13 protein-coding genes are annotated in these 14,429 nt (G+C 57.7%); 9 read left to right on the forward strand and 4 right to left on the reverse strand.

Features of this window, described 5'->3' with window-relative positions:
• Position 1 precedes the first annotated feature (1 nt).
• The gene (locus CC94_RS21175; RefSeq protein ID WP_005373844.1) at positions 2–2,587 is read right to left on the reverse strand and encodes an ATP-binding protein; all 2,586 of its coding nucleotides are present in this window, start codon (positions 2,585–2,587) and stop codon (positions 2–4) included.
• 206 nt (positions 2,588–2,793) lie between these two features.
• Here CC94_RS21175 and CC94_RS0103100 point away from each other — a divergent pair, with 206 nt between their 5' ends.
• The gene (locus CC94_RS0103100) at positions 2,794–5,625 is read left to right on the forward strand and encodes a calcium-translocating P-type ATPase, PMCA-type (protein WP_005373845.1); all 2,832 of its coding nucleotides are present in this window, start codon (positions 2,794–2,796) and stop codon (positions 5,623–5,625) included.
• Between the two features lie 113 nt (positions 5,626–5,738).
• On the opposite strand, the gene CC94_RS0103105 is transcribed toward CC94_RS0103100, so the two are convergent.
• Positions 5,739–6,548: a sulfite exporter TauE/SafE family protein gene (locus CC94_RS0103105; protein ID WP_031429780.1), complete on the reverse strand. Its 810-nt coding sequence runs from the start codon at positions 6,546–6,548 to the stop codon at positions 5,739–5,741.
• 161 nt (positions 6,549–6,709) lie between these two features.
• Here CC94_RS0103105 and lptM point away from each other — a divergent pair, with 161 nt between their 5' ends.
• From lptM to CC94_RS0103140, 7 genes are all read left to right on the forward strand, one after another.
• A complete protein-coding gene (gene lptM / locus CC94_RS25430) occupies positions 6,710–6,964 on the forward strand; it encodes an LPS translocon maturation chaperone LptM (protein WP_005373849.1) in 255 nt (84 codons plus the stop codon).
• A 2-nt stretch (positions 6,965–6,966) separates the two neighbouring features.
• The gene (gene lysA / locus CC94_RS0103115) at positions 6,967–8,214 is read left to right on the forward strand and encodes a diaminopimelate decarboxylase (protein WP_005373850.1); all 1,248 of its coding nucleotides are present in this window, start codon (positions 6,967–6,969) and stop codon (positions 8,212–8,214) included.
• A gap of 53 nt (positions 8,215–8,267) precedes the next feature.
• On the forward strand, positions 8,268–9,095 hold the full coding sequence (gene dapF, locus CC94_RS0103120) for a diaminopimelate epimerase (protein ID WP_005373852.1): 828 nt from the start codon (positions 8,268–8,270) through the stop codon (positions 9,093–9,095).
• Complete coding sequence (locus CC94_RS0103125) at positions 9,092–9,811, forward strand: DUF484 family protein (RefSeq protein ID WP_005373853.1); 720 nt, start codon at positions 9,092–9,094, stop codon at positions 9,809–9,811. The genes dapF and CC94_RS0103125 overlap by 4 nt, the downstream gene beginning before the upstream one ends.
• A complete protein-coding gene (xerC, locus tag CC94_RS0103130) occupies positions 9,804–10,715 on the forward strand; it encodes a tyrosine recombinase XerC (RefSeq protein WP_005373855.1) in 912 nt (303 codons plus the stop codon). Before CC94_RS0103125 ends, xerC begins: the two co-directional genes overlap by 8 nt.
• A 102-nt stretch (positions 10,716–10,817) precedes the next feature.
• Positions 10,818–11,849 (forward strand): DUF2333 family protein, encoded by a 1,032-nt coding sequence (locus CC94_RS0103135; RefSeq protein ID WP_005373857.1) that lies wholly within the window; start codon positions 10,818–10,820, stop codon positions 11,847–11,849.
• Positions 11,850–11,856: 7 nt separating this feature from the next.
• Positions 11,857–12,156, forward strand: a complete 300-nt coding sequence (locus CC94_RS0103140; RefSeq protein ID WP_031429781.1) for a DUF4389 domain-containing protein — start codon at positions 11,857–11,859, stop codon at positions 12,154–12,156.
• 76 nt (positions 12,157–12,232) lie between these two features.
• Here the strand turns inward: CC94_RS0103140 and yjgA are convergent, their stop codons facing one another.
• On the reverse strand, positions 12,233–12,838 hold the full coding sequence (gene yjgA / locus CC94_RS0103145; RefSeq protein WP_005373860.1) for a ribosome biogenesis factor YjgA: 606 nt from the start codon (positions 12,836–12,838) through the stop codon (positions 12,233–12,235).
• 41 nt (positions 12,839–12,879) lie between these two features.
• A complete protein-coding gene (locus CC94_RS0103150; RefSeq protein WP_005373861.1) occupies positions 12,880–13,410 on the reverse strand; it encodes a DNA-deoxyinosine glycosylase in 531 nt (176 codons plus the stop codon).
• 89 nt (positions 13,411–13,499) lie between these two features.
• On the opposite strand from CC94_RS0103150, the gene rdgC reads away from it, so the two are divergent.
• On the forward strand, positions 13,500–14,408 hold the full coding sequence (gene rdgC / locus CC94_RS0103155) for a recombination-associated protein RdgC (protein ID WP_005373863.1): 909 nt from the start codon (positions 13,500–13,502) through the stop codon (positions 14,406–14,408).
• Positions 14,409–14,429: the final 21 nt, after the last annotated feature.

The following is a 14,429-nucleotide window of genomic DNA, read 5'->3' on the forward strand; positions in this document are numbered from 1 at the left end:
GTCACCCCCGCACCGAATTCAACAGGGCGGTCAGTTCTTCATCGTGAATCGGCTTGGTCAGATAGCCGTCGAAGCCGGCCGCCAGCGCATCGTTGATCCGGCTTTCTTCCGCATAGGCGCTGACCGCCACCATTTTGAGCGGCTTGCCCTGGCTTTTGACGATCACCAATAACTCAAGCCCCGACATCACCGGCATGTTCAAGTCGACCAGCGCCAGCCGGTAGTCGTTCCGCTGGATCATCGCCAGCGCCTCCCGCCCGTTCACGACCGCATCGACGCTGCAGCCTTCGAGCTCCAGCAGATTGGCCAGCAGCATCAGGTTGATCTGGCTGTCATCCGCGATCAGTACCCGGAGCGGCCCGTCAAACGGCTGCCGGGCAGGCAGATTGATCCGCTCGGCCGATTGTTCATCCCGCGTGCTCGGCAGGGGCAGCGACACCGAAAAAATACTGCCGACGCCGGGTTTGCTGGTTACCTCGATCGCACCGCCCATGATGTGGATCAATTCGCGGGTAATCGTCAAGCCCAGCCCGAGGCCGGGCCGCATGAATCCGTCCTCGTTCAGTTGCTTGAAAGGCGTAAAGATCGCTTCCAGATCCTGCTCGGCGATCCCGCAGCCGGTGTCCTCGATCGTGATTCGCCAACACCCGTCGAAATAATTCGAGGTCAAGGTCACCCGCCCCTTTTCGGTATATTTGATCGCATTATCGAGCAGATTCACGATCACCTGGCGAATGCGCTTTTGATCTCCCATCAGCAGGCGCGGAATCGGCAAGCCGTTAACGTCGAGCTCGAGCTGTTTGGCTTCGGCGCTCAACCGGCAAATTTCGACGATATTCTTCAAGAGTTTATGGCTGTCGAAGACCTTGATGTCGGTTCGGATTTTGTTCGACTCGATCGAGGCGAGATCCAGAATCCCGGTAATCAGTTCCAGCAAATGATTGCTGCATTGCTTGATCGTATTGAGCTGCTCGTAATCTTCCTTCTGGAATCTGCGCTTCTTCAGCAGCAATTGCGAAAAGCCCAGTATCGCATTCAACGGGGTCCGGAGCTCGTGGCTGATGTTCGCCAAAAACCGGCTTTTCGATTCGTTTGCCGCTTCCGCCGCAATTTTAGCCTTCAGCAGCTCTTCGGTGCGCTCCTTGATCAGAGACTCGGTCCGGAAGAAGCGCCCGGTCAGCATCAACAGACAGGCGCCCAACAGGCTGGTGAACAGCAGGCCGCTGATCAGCACGATCCAGATCGGCCAATGGGGCTGATAGTCGGTTCTGGCGTCATAAAAAGACAGCAGCCACTGATACCCCGCAACATCTTTCGAGAATTGCACGGACGCTTTCGCGTGAGGGAAAGCGGTCGGCAGATTCGAATAAATCAGGTTGGAGGTTCCGGTTTCCCGATCCTCCACCCCGATCGAAAGAAAACAGCACGTTTTTTTCAGGACGCGGGTCGAAAAATACACGGCATCGGCCATCGACAAGGTGGTCGAAACGAGCCCCAAAAAGCTTCCGTTATCATTGGCCGGTTCACGGGTAAGAACCGGGGCAAGTACGGTAATCTGCCCGTTTTCCGCAGTAAGATAGAGGTCTTTCTGCTTTATCTGGCGGTTGTTCTTGAAAAAGTTTTTGAGAGCGGGCGGCAACGGAGGCTGGGCAGCTTCCGTATTATCGGTGTATTGATTCAGCAACGACGTGAATTCCAGATGGATTCTTCCGCCGCCGACAAGTTTAACCCAACTCGTCGATTTGATTTCGGGAAACGGCCCCAGCGTTTGCCGAGTGAATAAAAGGAATTCCGCTTGTTCGACACGGCGGGAACCGTAAAAAAAATTGCGCACCGTATCGGCCGCATGGGTGGCTCCCTGCAAACGGTTGACAATCGCCTGGGATAAAGTGACGGTTTGATCGTGAAATTCCTGACGCCGCCGCTCCGCCTCCAACTGCCTGACATAGAGGTACAGGACGATCACCAGCGCGAAAGTCGCAATCAACGGCAGACCGACCGAATAGCGGCGTTCCCGCCAGACTGCCCGCGGCTCCCCATAGGCGATCAAGATGATCGGCGTAAATACCAGCACGCCCATCATGTCGCCGATCCACCAGGAGAACCAATGCGGGAACAACTGCGCGGCCTCGATCATCCCTGCCTGGTACAACGCCGTCACTCCCACGGTGGGAGTAATCATGCAAGCGACCGGACCGCCGAGCAGCATGAACAGCATCACGCAGCGGTCCTCGATCAAAGGATTCGGAAAACCGACGAACTTCTCGATGAGGATACAGCCCAGCAGCGCGCTGAGCGAGGCGCCGACGGCATTCGCCGCACAGACTGTGAGCAGCGGCTCGTCGAAGCCGAAGTCATAAACAAAGGCGCTGACCGCAAAATTGCCGAGAAACACGCTCGGCCATTTGCGCTTGCCGAGCAGCAGCAATGCCGCCAGCGCGATGCCGGCCGAAGGCCCCAGCATACCGGCATGGCTCGACGCCACATTCAGCAGCTGGCCCAGGACGCCGAAGCCGAAATAGACGAGCGCCAGAACGATCACGATAAAAAGATAGTTCAACACGCGCATCGGGAATAAATCGTTCATTATCGACAGGGCGGTCCCAAAAGATCGTAAATCCGGGTATCATTCTATCATCGTTGCACGCGATCGATTTCAACCCGCGCCCCTTTTATTGCCGACCGGAACTTCACCCGTCCCGGCGACCGGCCGGTTCGCAACGGCAGGTAAAAACGGGCAGCCTTCGTGCCCGAGCTGTCTTAAGGTTCATCATTTTAATCTTCCAATATTGCATGCGGCCCGATTTAGCGCTGATCCTATTGTTCATTACCTTCCTGGTCACGGGCATCCTGCTGTGCCTGCAGTTGACCGTAAGCCTTCGCCGCCGCCCTGCTCAATCTTCCCCGCCTTCCAAACCGGCCGAGCCCGAGGTTGCCTGGCATATCTTAAGCCCGGCCCAGGCACTGGAAAAGCTTGGCGTAATGCAGGCCCCCGGCCTGAGCCGGGAGGAAGCGGCGCGCCGTATCGAAAAGCTCGGGGCGAACCGGCTGGCCGAAGCGCCGGCTCGCCCCGTCTGGATCAAGTTTCTGGCCCAATTTAAGAGCCTGCTGATCATCGTACTGTTTGCCGCCGCCCTACTGGCGGCCGCGATCGGCGACGTGATCGACGGGATCGTGATCCTGATCGTCGTGCTAATCAATGCGGTGCTCGGGTTTTCGCAGGAATTTCAGGCCGAAAAATCGCTGGCCGCGCTGAAAAAGATGCTCGCCCTGCAGGCCAAAATCCGCCGCGAAGGTTACAGTTTCGAAATACCGTCGACCGAAATCGTACCGGGCGATATCGTGATCCTGCATACCGGCGACAAAATCCCTGCCGACGGCCGGCTGATCAGCGCGAACCTGCTGGAAGTCGATGAATCCCCTTTGACGGGCGAATCGACGCCGGTGGCCAAACAAGTCGAAGCGTTGCCCCAAGCCGAATTGCCGGTCGCCGAACGGAGCAATCTGCTGTTCATGAACACGACCGTCACACGGGGACATGCCGAAATGGTCGTGACTGCCACCGGCATGGCGACCGAGATCGGCCGTCTGGCAGACCTGCTCACGGAACGGCAAGATGGCGAGACACCGCTGCAATCCCAGTTGAACAGCCTGGGCAAGAGTCTGGCGTTGATCGCGGTGACGATCATCACCGTATTGTTCGGCAGCGCCCTGCTGCGCGGCGAACCGCTAATTCAAACCGTCTTCACCGCGATCGCGCTGGCGGTCGCATCGATTCCGGAAGGCCTGCCGACTGTGGTGACCGTCACCCTGGCGCTCGGGCTGCGCCGGATGGCCCGCAATCATGCCATCGTCAAACGCCTGGCCGCGGTCGAAACCCTGGGCTGCACCACCGTCATCTGCAGCGATAAGACCGGCACGCTGACCGTCAACCAGATGACCGTCCGCTCGCTGTTTTTCAAAGATCAACTGTTCCGCGTCACCGGCAACGGCTACGCGATCGAGGGCGGCATTTTTCCGGTTTCAGGCGCCGCGCTACCCGTCAATATGACACGCCTGCTGCTGCCGGTGGCCTTGTGCAATAACAGCCATTTACGGGAGCGGCGGGTGGTCGGCGATCCGATGGAAGGCGCCTTGCTGGTGCTTGCCGCCAAAGGCGGAATCGATCAGCTCCAGGCCCTGCGCCGGCAGCCGCGCATTGCGGAAATCCCGTTCGATGCCGGCCATAAATTCATGGCGACTTTTCATCGCCAGGACGATGAGATCCATCTGTACGTCAAAGGCGCGCCGGAAGTTTTACTCGACCGTTGCCGCGACGCGGTAGACGGCAACGGCGATACCGTGCCGCTTGAGCGCCATCGGGTAATGCGGCGGAACGACGACATGGCCGAAGCCGGGCTCCGGGTGCTGGGCGTGGCGTCCGGAACGCTGCCCGCCGCCGAATTCGCTACGGACCGGGATCTGTTCGGTTACCTGAATGAACTGACGTTCATCGGCCTGGTCGGCCTGATGGATCCGCCCCGCGCCGAAGCCCGCGCCGCCATCGGGCAGTGTCGGAAAGCCGGCATCCGGGTCAAAATGATCACCGGCGACCAGAAGGTCACCGCGGAGGCGATCGCCCGCGAACTGGGGCTGGAAGGCCAAGTGCTGGAGGGGCGGGAACTGGCCGCTATGGATGAACGCCGGCTTGCGGAACATATTGCGGGCATCGGCGTTTTCGCCCGCACCGCCCCGGAGCAGAAAGTCCGGATCATTCAGGCCTTGAAGGCGCAAGGCCATGTCGTGGCGATGACCGGCGACGGCGTCAACGACGCGCCGGCGCTGAAAATCGCCGACATCGGCATCGCGATGGGAGTGACCGGAACCCATGTCGCGCAAGAAGCCGCGACGATGATTCTGACCGACGACAATTTCGCGACGATCGTCAAGGCGGTCAAGGAGGGCCGCCGCATTTACGAGAACATGGTCAAATTCATCCGTTTCCAACTGTCGACCAACATCGGCGCGATCCTGACCGTCACCGGCGCCCAGCTGCTCGGCCTGCCCTCCCCTTTCAGTGCGGTACAGCTGTTGTGGATCAATATCATCATGGACGGTCCGCCGGCCATGTCGCTCAGCGTCGACCCCGGCCGCCCGGATACCATGTCCGAGGCGCCTCGCTTGGCCACGGCGCGGATTCTCTCGCTGCGCCGCTTCGGCAACCTGCTCACCTACGGCCTGACCATGGCGGCCGGCACCCTGGGCGTTCTATTCCATGCGCAGCCCGGCAACGATGCCGAACATGCGAAGGCCCTGGCTTTCACGACTTTCGTGCTGTTTCAGGTTTTCAACGTATTCAATGCCCGTTCCGAGAAAGGCACCGCCTTCCACAGGCATTTTTTCGCGAACAAGATGCTCTGGGTGTCGCTGTTCGGCGTATTCTTGCTGCAGGTTCTGTCAATCCACTGGTTGCCGGCGCAGCGGATATTCCATACCGCGCCGCTGTCCGCCGGCGACTGGCTCATCGCGGCGGCCGTTGCCTCCTCGGTGCTGATCCTCGAGGAATTGCGCAAACTGTTGACCGTGGTCCTCCGATGGCTCCGAAACGGAAGGCCGAACTGCGAAAAAGACGATTCGCCCGAATGAGGGTATTGTCCTGTACGGATCATGGTCGAGCGTAGAATGCACGATCTTCGCCCTAATCGCGCCCTTCGTCCGGATTCGCTGTTTAGGCGGGTTTTACATGCTCCCGCATTTCTTTATTGAAAAACGAATTTGAAGCCGATCAGCAACAGCAAGGTCGCCAGCACTGGACGCAGGAACCGTTCCGGAATCTTCGCGCTCAAATGGCTGCCGACCCAGATGCCCGGCAGCGACCCGACCAGCAGACTGCCCAGCAATACCAAATCGACATTGCCGATGCTCCAGTGCCCGATTCCGGCGACCGCGGTCAACGGAATCGCATGCGCGAGGTCGGTGCCGACCACTTTCAGCGTCGTCATCTTCGGATACAGAAACAGCAGCGCCACCGTGCCCAAAGCGCCGGCGCCGACCGACGAGAGCGTGACCAGCACGCCGAGCACCGCGCCGGTCAGTACCGTGGCCGGAACGTGAAAACGCCGAAAGCGGGCCGCATTGGACTCGGTGCTGTGATCGTCGTCGAGCTGAGCAACCTTTTGCGCTTTATTCATCAGGATGCTGCGCACCAGCAGGGCGCAAGCGGTCAGAATCAGCGCAATACCCAGCGAATAGGTGATCACATGACCGATCTCCTTGCCGGTCACGTGCAACTGCCGCAGCACATAGAGCGTTCCGAGCGCGCAGGGCAGACTGCCTAGCGCCAGCAAACCCACAACTTTCCATTCGACCGAATTATGCTTGCCGTGATGCACCCACACGCCGCCGATCTTGGTGATGGACGCGAACAAGAGGTCGGTACCGACAGCGACCGCCGGCTTGAAACCGAACAGGAAAACCAGTAAGGGCGTCATCAGCGAACCGCCTCCGACGCCTGTCACTCCGACCAGTAACCCCACCGAGAAACCGGAAACGATATATGCCGTGCTCAACAAAGCCCGCTCCTTAAAAAATTCTACAAAAAGTGCGCACTATACCAGTTTATGATTGCTTATTTAACAGATCGAACTCGGCAACGGCTTTCTAAGCGGACCGGTTTCGGCTTATCATGTGCGTTTTACCCGGCCTCGGCCGCCCACTTTTACAGACGGTTATGAAGATCAGCCTCCCTTGCCTTTTACTGCCGGCGGTACTCGGACTTGCCGGCTGCGGCCAGCCCGGGCCGCTGTATCTGCCGGGCCATCCGCCACCCGGACTCAAGGTGTCGCCCGAGGATGAAGAGCCGCGCTCGCCGATTCCGGAGCGCGACATCGACGAGACGCCCGCGCCGGTCGACGCCGCGCCGCCGAAACCGGCCAAGCCAGAATCCAAAGAAACCGATTCCCCAACAAAGAACCACTCAGAATAAAGATGGATTATTTCAATTACCGGAACGATGAACTCTTCGCCGAAGAGGTACCTGTCACCCAGATCGCCAAACAGTACGGCACGCCCTGTTATGTCTATTCGCGTGCCGCGCTCGAAAGGCGCTGGCGCGCGTTCGACGGTGCTTTCGGCGATCATCCGCATCTGATCTGCTATGCGGTAAAAGCCAATTCGAACATCGCCCTGTTGAATCTCTTGGCGCGCCTCGGCTCCGGTTTCGACATCGTCTCGCTCGGCGAAATGCAGCGCGCGATCGCCGCCGGCGGCGCGCCGGAGAAGATCGTGTTTTCCGGCGTCGGCAAGCGCGAGGATGAAATCATTGCCGGGCTGAAGGCCGGCATCCGCTGTTTCAACATCGAGGTTGCCGGCGAGCTCGACCGGATCGACCGGCTGGCCGGCCAGCTCGGTGTGATCGCGCCAGTATCGTTCCGGGTCAATCCGAACGTCGATGCGAACACGCATCCCTATATCTCGACCGGCCTGAAAGAAAACAAATTCGGGATCGCTTTCGAACAGGCACTCAGCGAGTACCGCCGCGCGGCACAGATGCCGAACATCCGGATCATCGGGATCGATTGCCATATCGGCTCCCAGTTGACCGACAACCGGCCGTTCCTGGATGCATTGGACCGTCTCCTCGAACTGGTTACCGCGCTGCAGGCGGAAGGGATCGAACTGCATCATCTGGACCTCGGCGGCGGTCTCGGCATCCGCTACAAGGACGAACAACCGCCGGAACCGGCCGACTACATTCATGCCATCCTGCAGCGCCTCGGCAATTCCGACCTCGAGATCCTACTCGAACCGGGCCGCGCGATCGTTGGCAACGCGGGTATCCTGGTCACGCGCATCGAGTACCTGAAAACGACCGAACACAAAAACTTCGCGATCGTCGATGCGGCGATGAACGATTTGATCCGCCCGTCGCTGTACAGCGCCTGGCAGAATATCATCCCGGTGCAGACGAACAGCCGGGCCGATGAACGGACCTGGGACGTCGTCGGCCCGGTCTGCGAAACCGGCGACTTTTTGGGCAAGGGCCGGCCGCTTCGCTTGTGCGAAAACGATTTGCTGGCGATACGCTCGTCGGGCGCCTATGGTTTCACCATGAGCTCGAATTACAACTCGCGCCCGCGCGCGGCGGAAGTGCTGGTCGACAACGATGCGGCGCATCTGATTCGGGAACGGGAATCGATCGAACAATTATGGACCGGAGAACGGTTGATTCCTTAAACAATCGCTGCTAAAGTCGATCCGATTACCTTTCGTACTCACCTACTGATTCAATGATTCATTTCACCAAGATGCACGGCCTCGGCAACGACTTTGTCGTGATCGACGCGATCCGCCAAACACCGCGCCTGGAACCCGAAACGATCAGGCGCCTGGCCGACCGGCATTTCGGGATCGGTTTCGACCAATTGCTGCTGGTCGAAAAACCGGTCAGTCCGAACGCCGATTTCAAGTACCGGATATTCAATGCGGACGGCAGCGAAGTCAGTCAATGCGGCAACGGCGCACGCTGCTTCGCCCGCTTCGTGCGCGACCAGGGTTTGACCGATAAGGACGAAGTGTGCGTCGATACCGACGCAGGCCAGTTGCTGCTGAAATTCGATTCCGACGGCCAGATTACCGTGAATATGGGCATTCCCCGTCACCATCCTGCCGAAGTTCCGCTGCTGGCGGACCAGGAAGCGAGCAGCTATCAGGCGTCCGCCAACGGTGAAACCTACGCATTCGGCGCAGTCTCGATGGGCAATCCGCATGCGGTGCTGCAGGTGGACAATGTCGAGGCGGCACCGGTCGCTGCGGTCGGGCGCCTGCTGGAATCGCACCCGTTCTTTCCGGCGCGCGCGAATATCGGCTTCATGCAGATCATGGACCGCGAACATATCAAATTGCGGGTGTACGAACGCGGCGCTGCCGAAACGCTGGCTTGCGGCAGCGGCGCCTGCGCGGCGGCGGTGATCGCGATCGAGCACGGTCTGGTCGACCGTCACGTCCAGGTGCAATTGCCGGGCGGAGCGTTAAAAATCAGCTGGGCCGGCCGCGGCGAACCGGTGCTGATGACCGGACCCGCCATTTCCGTTTTCGAGGGGACGATTGAGCCATGAGCGGACGGCGAAACGCTTTGACTTCGGAACAGGTTGCGGATTATTTGCGCGCCAATCCGGCATTTTTCAACGACCATCTGGATCTGCTGGAAGACCTCCTGATACCGCATCCCAGCGGCAATGCGATCTCGCTGATTTCGAAGCAGCTCGAAATACTCCGCAACCGGAATCAGGAAATGGAAGCCCAACTGGCTTCCCTGATCGAAATCGCCAAAAACAACGATACCTCGTTCAGCCGGATGCACAAACTGACGCTGGCGCTGCTCGAAACCTCGACGCTGGAAGAAGCGGTCGCAAGCCTGGAAGAAGTCCTGTCCGGCTATTTCGTAACCGATTTCGTCGCGCTCCGGATCATTACCGACACCCCGAACGCGGCGCTGCCGCAGCTTTTTCTCGCGCCCGGCAGCGCCGAATCGGAACATTTCCTGCCGATACTCTCTGCGGGACAGCTTAAATTCGGCCGCCCTACCCTGGCCCAGGCCAAAGTGCTGTTCGGCCCGGCAGCGCTCGAAGTCCAGTCCGCTGCGATCATTCCAATGAAGTTTGGAGATGACTGCCCGGGCGGGATAGATGCTGACCCAAGCGGAATACTCGCGATCGGCAGCCGCAGCAACGACCGCTTCCATTACAGCATGGGCAGTTTCTTTTTGACCCACATGAGCGAAATCATCGGCGCGCGCCTCCTGCCTCTGCTCTTGCAGAAAAATTATGCATAGCGAGGCACGACAATGGCTGGACGAGTTTCTCCGCGAACTGGAAGTCGAACGGCGCGCCTCGAAGCACACGGTGAGCAGTTATCGCCGCGATCTCGAACGATTGGCTGACTTTTGCAAGGAAAAATCGATTCCACATTTTTCCGGCGTTAGCCAACCGCATATTCGCGCGCATATCGCCGCGCGCCACCGCCAGGGAATCGGCAGCAAAAGCCTGCAGCGCGAATTGTCGGCAATGCGCAGCTTTTACCAGTTTCTGCTGAAAAAAAGACGCGTCGAAATCAATCCGGCCGAACATGTGCAGGCGCCCAAGCAGCCGCGTAAACTCCCGAAAACGCTCGACGTCGATCAAGTAACGGGGTTACTGGAGGCCGGCGCGCACTCGGATCTGGAAATCCGCGATCAGGCAATGTTCGAACTGTTCTATTCGAGCGGCCTGCGCCTTAGCGAACTGGCCGCGCTGAACCTGAGCGATATCAATCTGGAAGATGGAATGCTGACCATCGAATCGGGCAAGGGCGGCAAAGCCAGAATCCTGCCGATCGGCAGCAAGGCGGTCGAGGCGATCCGAAAATGGCTGCCGCTCCGGAACGGCACCGCCGACGTGAAGGAAAAGGCGTTATTCACTTCATCGAAAGGATTCCGGCTCGGCGTCCGCAGTGTGCAACTGCGCCTCGAACGCTGGTGCCTCGCCAAAGGAATCGCCGAACACATCCATCCGCACATGCTCCGGCACTCCTTCGCGAGCCATCTGCTCGAATCGAGCCGCGACTTACGCGCGGTGCAGGAGCTGCTCGGCCATAGCAATATCGGTACGACCCAAATCTACACACATCTGGATTTTCAACATCTCGCCGACGTTTACGACCAGGCCCATCCGCGGGCAAAAAAAATGCGCGGCCCCTAATTGCAGGCGAAAAAAAATCCAAAATCTGCTACCATGCAGGTTATTTTAAAACCAAAGCAATCAGTTACCTGAAGCAGACACAGTTGATACGGGATTCCAGTAATGGCGGCAAACGAATTTGAAGACACTAAATCGAGAGGAGTGCTCTGGGGCTTTGGCGTTCTGCTACTGGCGACACTCGTCATCATTTTGATTTTAGGTGCCTGGTGGGGCAGCGAGCCGGACCAGTTCAACGTCCAGGAAGAAGCGATGGAGCGCGCCAAAATCACCAATACGACCGATATTCCGCTGGGCTATACCTACACCAACACGCTGGCCCACATTGCCGAAGTCCTGCTGCATAAATCCGGCGGTTACATCACCAACGACGTGGCGCCGCCCGGTTTGTTTCTGGACAACATCTCGAATTTCGAATACGGCGCGCTGGTGATGCTGCGCGACGCGACGTCCGCGCTCCGGAATCACTTCGCTCGCGATCAGTCGCAATCCGACGAAGACCCTGATCTGAAAATCGCCGAACCGTATTTCTATTACGAGAACGATTCCTGGGCCTTGCCGTCGACCGAAGCCGAATACCAAAAAGGCGTGGACGCCTTGCACAATTACATGTCACGCCTTCAAAAGTGGGGCGGCAAGGTCAAACGCGCGCAATTTTATTCGCGTGCAGACAACCTGTGGCAATATACCGAGCTGGTAATCAAACGCCTGGGCAACCTTTCGACAAGACTCAGCGCCAGTACTGGCGGCGCCGAAATCAATCCGGCGCTGGCAGTGGTCGATCCCGACGTCGACGTCAATATCCGCAACGCGAAAGCCACGGCCCTGCCGCAGACTCCGTGGCTGCAAATCGACGACGTGTTTTATGAAGCGCGCGGCGCCAGCTGGGCGCTGCTGCACATTTTAAAAGCGGTCAAGTACGATTTTCACGACATCCTGCTCGACAAGCGCGCGATGAACACGGTCGACATCATGATCAAATCGCTCGAAAACGCGATGGCGCCGATCCTGAGCCCGATGATTCTGAACGGCAGCGGCTACGGCCTGTTCGCGAACTACTCTTTAACGATGGCGACCTACATCGCCCGCGCAAACGCATCCGCCCTGGACTTGCGCGACATTATGAACCGAGGTTAAAAAACGAATGGATGAGCAAATCAACTACAACCTGACCAATATCGACACCTGGAAAAGAATTTTCTTCATGCTGATTTTTGCCGCGATCGGCGGCTTGGTCAGGATGCTGCTGTGGGCGGTCATTCTACTGCAGGTTGCCTCGACCCTGCTGACCGGCAAGGCGAACAAAAATATTCTGAATCTCGGGCGCAGCCTGTCGGTATATACTTATCACATCCTGCTGTTCATGACTTTCAATACCGAAGCCCTGCCTTTTCCCTTTTCGGACTGGAACCAGACGGCCGAATTGAAGATGCCGGAAAAATAATTTCTACGCGTTGCTCGGGATGGAATGATCGGCTTCTTTCATCATCCCTCCGCTTCCTCCGCCGAGAAAAACACGATCAAATCTCTTCCCGATCCTCTCCGAACGCCTCGTCTTCATCGGCCGCCGATTCATCTGCTGCAGCCGGAAGCCCGTCGTCTTGCAACAGATCTTTGATGTAGCGGTATAACAGCCGTGACGATTTGGGCGGCTTCGCAGCGGTGATTTCCTTCTGCGCATTGCGGATCAGCTGCCGCAATTGCTGACTGTCGGCTTCGGGATAATCGTCCAGCAACGCTGTCACGGCTTCATTCCCCTCGGCAATCAAGCGGTCGCGCCATTGTTCGGCGAGATGATGCTCCCGGACTGCATGCGCGCTTTTGTTCTTGAGGCGCGCCAATTTTTCGGCATACGGCTCGACATCGATCTGGTGCAGTTGACCCGCAATATATTTCAACAGGCGCTTGCGTGCGCCTGTATGAGGCATGCCGGAAACTTCGCGAACCGCTTGCAGAATCCTCTCCGGCAACATCAGCCTCTCCAACTGATCGGGCGACAAACCGGCCATTTCCTCGCCCAATTTGAATAACGCGGCAATTTCCTTTTTTATTCGGGTTTTATTCGGCCGGACCGCGTAATATTCGACCTCCTCACCGTATTCATCGTAATCTTCTTCAATCATCATTCGTGTTAAAGCGTTTTTTCCAGCGGTTATTCAAGTTCTCGTCAGCCTTCCGCAAGTTCGGCCGTCATGCACTGTTTGATTTCCTGCCAGGCATCCAGTTTTTGTTTCAGGCCGAGAGCCGCATGGGCGGGACTGGTCGAGGGCAGCCTATGATACACCAGATAAGCAAATCTTTCCGGCAACGTGGGTAAGATAAATTTCCGGTAGATCTTCTCCGGAGTCATTCCATTGAAAAACACATGCCGGATCTGCCCGTGCTGGCTGAAAAACACATTAAAATCGTTCACGACGATCGAGTCCATTTCGATATCCCCATCCAGACTGCTGGCTCTTTGACAGGTTTTCAAGACATCCCACACCGCTACCCGGTGCGTTATTAGAATTCCCTTGCGCAGCCCGTAACATAAATCCGGGTCGGCGCCGAACAATCGCCCCATGATGGTCCAGAACGCATTTTTCGCATGACCGTAGTATTGCTCTTTTGCTTTCGAGACCTTGCTGGGCATCGCCCCTAAAATCAACACCCGCGCATCGGGCGCGGCTATCGGATCAAATCCGCTTATCTCATGCATTTCATTTCCTCAATAAATTACTGTCAAGCAGGCCGGCCAAATTTGCGATAATAGCCGGCTCATCGTCATTATAGGATACCCTTCAAATCATGTGGTTCAAGAATCTGACTATTTTTCGCCTGACCGAAACCTTTACCTTGACTCCCGGCGAGCTGGAGCAAAAACTCCAAACGCTGCAATTCCGCTCTTGCGGACCGCATGAGGAATTCAGTTTCGGCTGGACGCAACCGGTCGGCAAATCCTCCGATCAACTGGTGCATGCCGCCAACGGCTTCATGATGTTGTGCGGCAAAAAAGAAGAAAAAGTCCTGCCGACGGCGGTAGTCAACGAGATGCTGCAGGAAAAAATTGGCGAGATCGAAGACCGCGAAGCACGCAAACTCTCCAAAAAAGAACGCACCACCTTGAAAGACGAACTGATCTTCGAACTGCTCCCGAAAGCCTTCCGTTTTTCCCGCAAGACCTATGCCTATATCGATCCCAAAGGCGGCTGGCTACTGATCGACTCCGCCTCCGCCAAAAGCGCCGAAGACTTGCTCAGCAGCCTGCGCAAATGTCTGGGCTCGTTGCCGGCGATCCCGCTAAACACGATAGATAAGCCGAGCGTCAACATGACGCAGTGGCTGCTGACGCAAGAGGCGCCTGAGGACCTGACGGTCGAAGACGAATGCGAGCTACGCGCGCTGGAAGAAGAAGGCGGCATCATCCGCTGCAAAAAGCACGACCTCAGCGCGCCGGAAATCAAAAACCACCTGGATACGGGCAAGCAGGCAATCAAACTGGCGGTAAACTGGGCCGGACGGATCGCCTTCGTGCTGGACGAACACCTGGCTTTGAAACGGCTGCGGTTTCTGGACATGGTGCAGGAGCAGGCGGCCGACATCGATACCGGCAGCGCTGCCGAACGCTTCGACGCGGATTTCACGATCATGACGGGGGAGCTGGCAGAACTGCTGCCGAGGCTGATTGCCTGGTTCGGCGGCGAAAACCGGGCCTGAAACAAATCGCCTGCCCGATCT

The organism is Methylomicrobium agile (assembly GCF_000733855.1).
GTDB lineage: Bacteria > Pseudomonadota > Gammaproteobacteria > Methylococcales > Methylomonadaceae > Methylomicrobium > Methylomicrobium agile.

What these genes read in the sequence shown, in the direction of transcription:
- CC94_RS21175 (WP_005373844.1), bottom strand. Translation starts at nt 2,587, where the DNA reads ATGAACGATTTATTCCCGATGCGCGTGTTGAACTATCTTTTTATCGTG.
- CC94_RS0103125 (WP_005373853.1), top strand. Translation starts at nt 9,092, where the DNA reads ATGAGCGGACGGCGAAACGCTTTGACTTCGGAACAGGTTGCGGATTAT.
- dapF (WP_005373852.1), top strand. Translation starts at nt 8,268, where the DNA reads ATGATTCATTTCACCAAGATGCACGGCCTCGGCAACGACTTTGTCGTG.
- lptM (WP_005373849.1), top strand. Translation starts at nt 6,710, where the DNA reads ATGAAGATCAGCCTCCCTTGCCTTTTACTGCCGGCGGTACTCGGACTT.
- CC94_RS0103140 (WP_031429781.1), top strand. Translation starts at nt 11,857, where the DNA reads ATGGATGAGCAAATCAACTACAACCTGACCAATATCGACACCTGGAAA.
- CC94_RS0103100 (WP_005373845.1), top strand. Translation starts at nt 2,794, where the DNA reads ATGCGGCCCGATTTAGCGCTGATCCTATTGTTCATTACCTTCCTGGTC.
- rdgC (WP_005373863.1), top strand. Translation starts at nt 13,500, where the DNA reads ATGTGGTTCAAGAATCTGACTATTTTTCGCCTGACCGAAACCTTTACC.
- yjgA (WP_005373860.1), bottom strand. Translation starts at nt 12,838, where the DNA reads ATGATGATTGAAGAAGATTACGATGAATACGGTGAGGAGGTCGAATAT.
- lysA (WP_005373850.1), top strand. Translation starts at nt 6,967, where the DNA reads ATGGATTATTTCAATTACCGGAACGATGAACTCTTCGCCGAAGAGGTA.
- CC94_RS0103150 (WP_005373861.1), bottom strand. Translation starts at nt 13,410, where the DNA reads ATGCATGAGATAAGCGGATTTGATCCGATAGCCGCGCCCGATGCGCGG.
- xerC (WP_005373855.1), top strand. Translation starts at nt 9,804, where the DNA reads ATGCATAGCGAGGCACGACAATGGCTGGACGAGTTTCTCCGCGAACTG.
- CC94_RS0103135 (WP_005373857.1), top strand. Translation starts at nt 10,818, where the DNA reads ATGGCGGCAAACGAATTTGAAGACACTAAATCGAGAGGAGTGCTCTGG.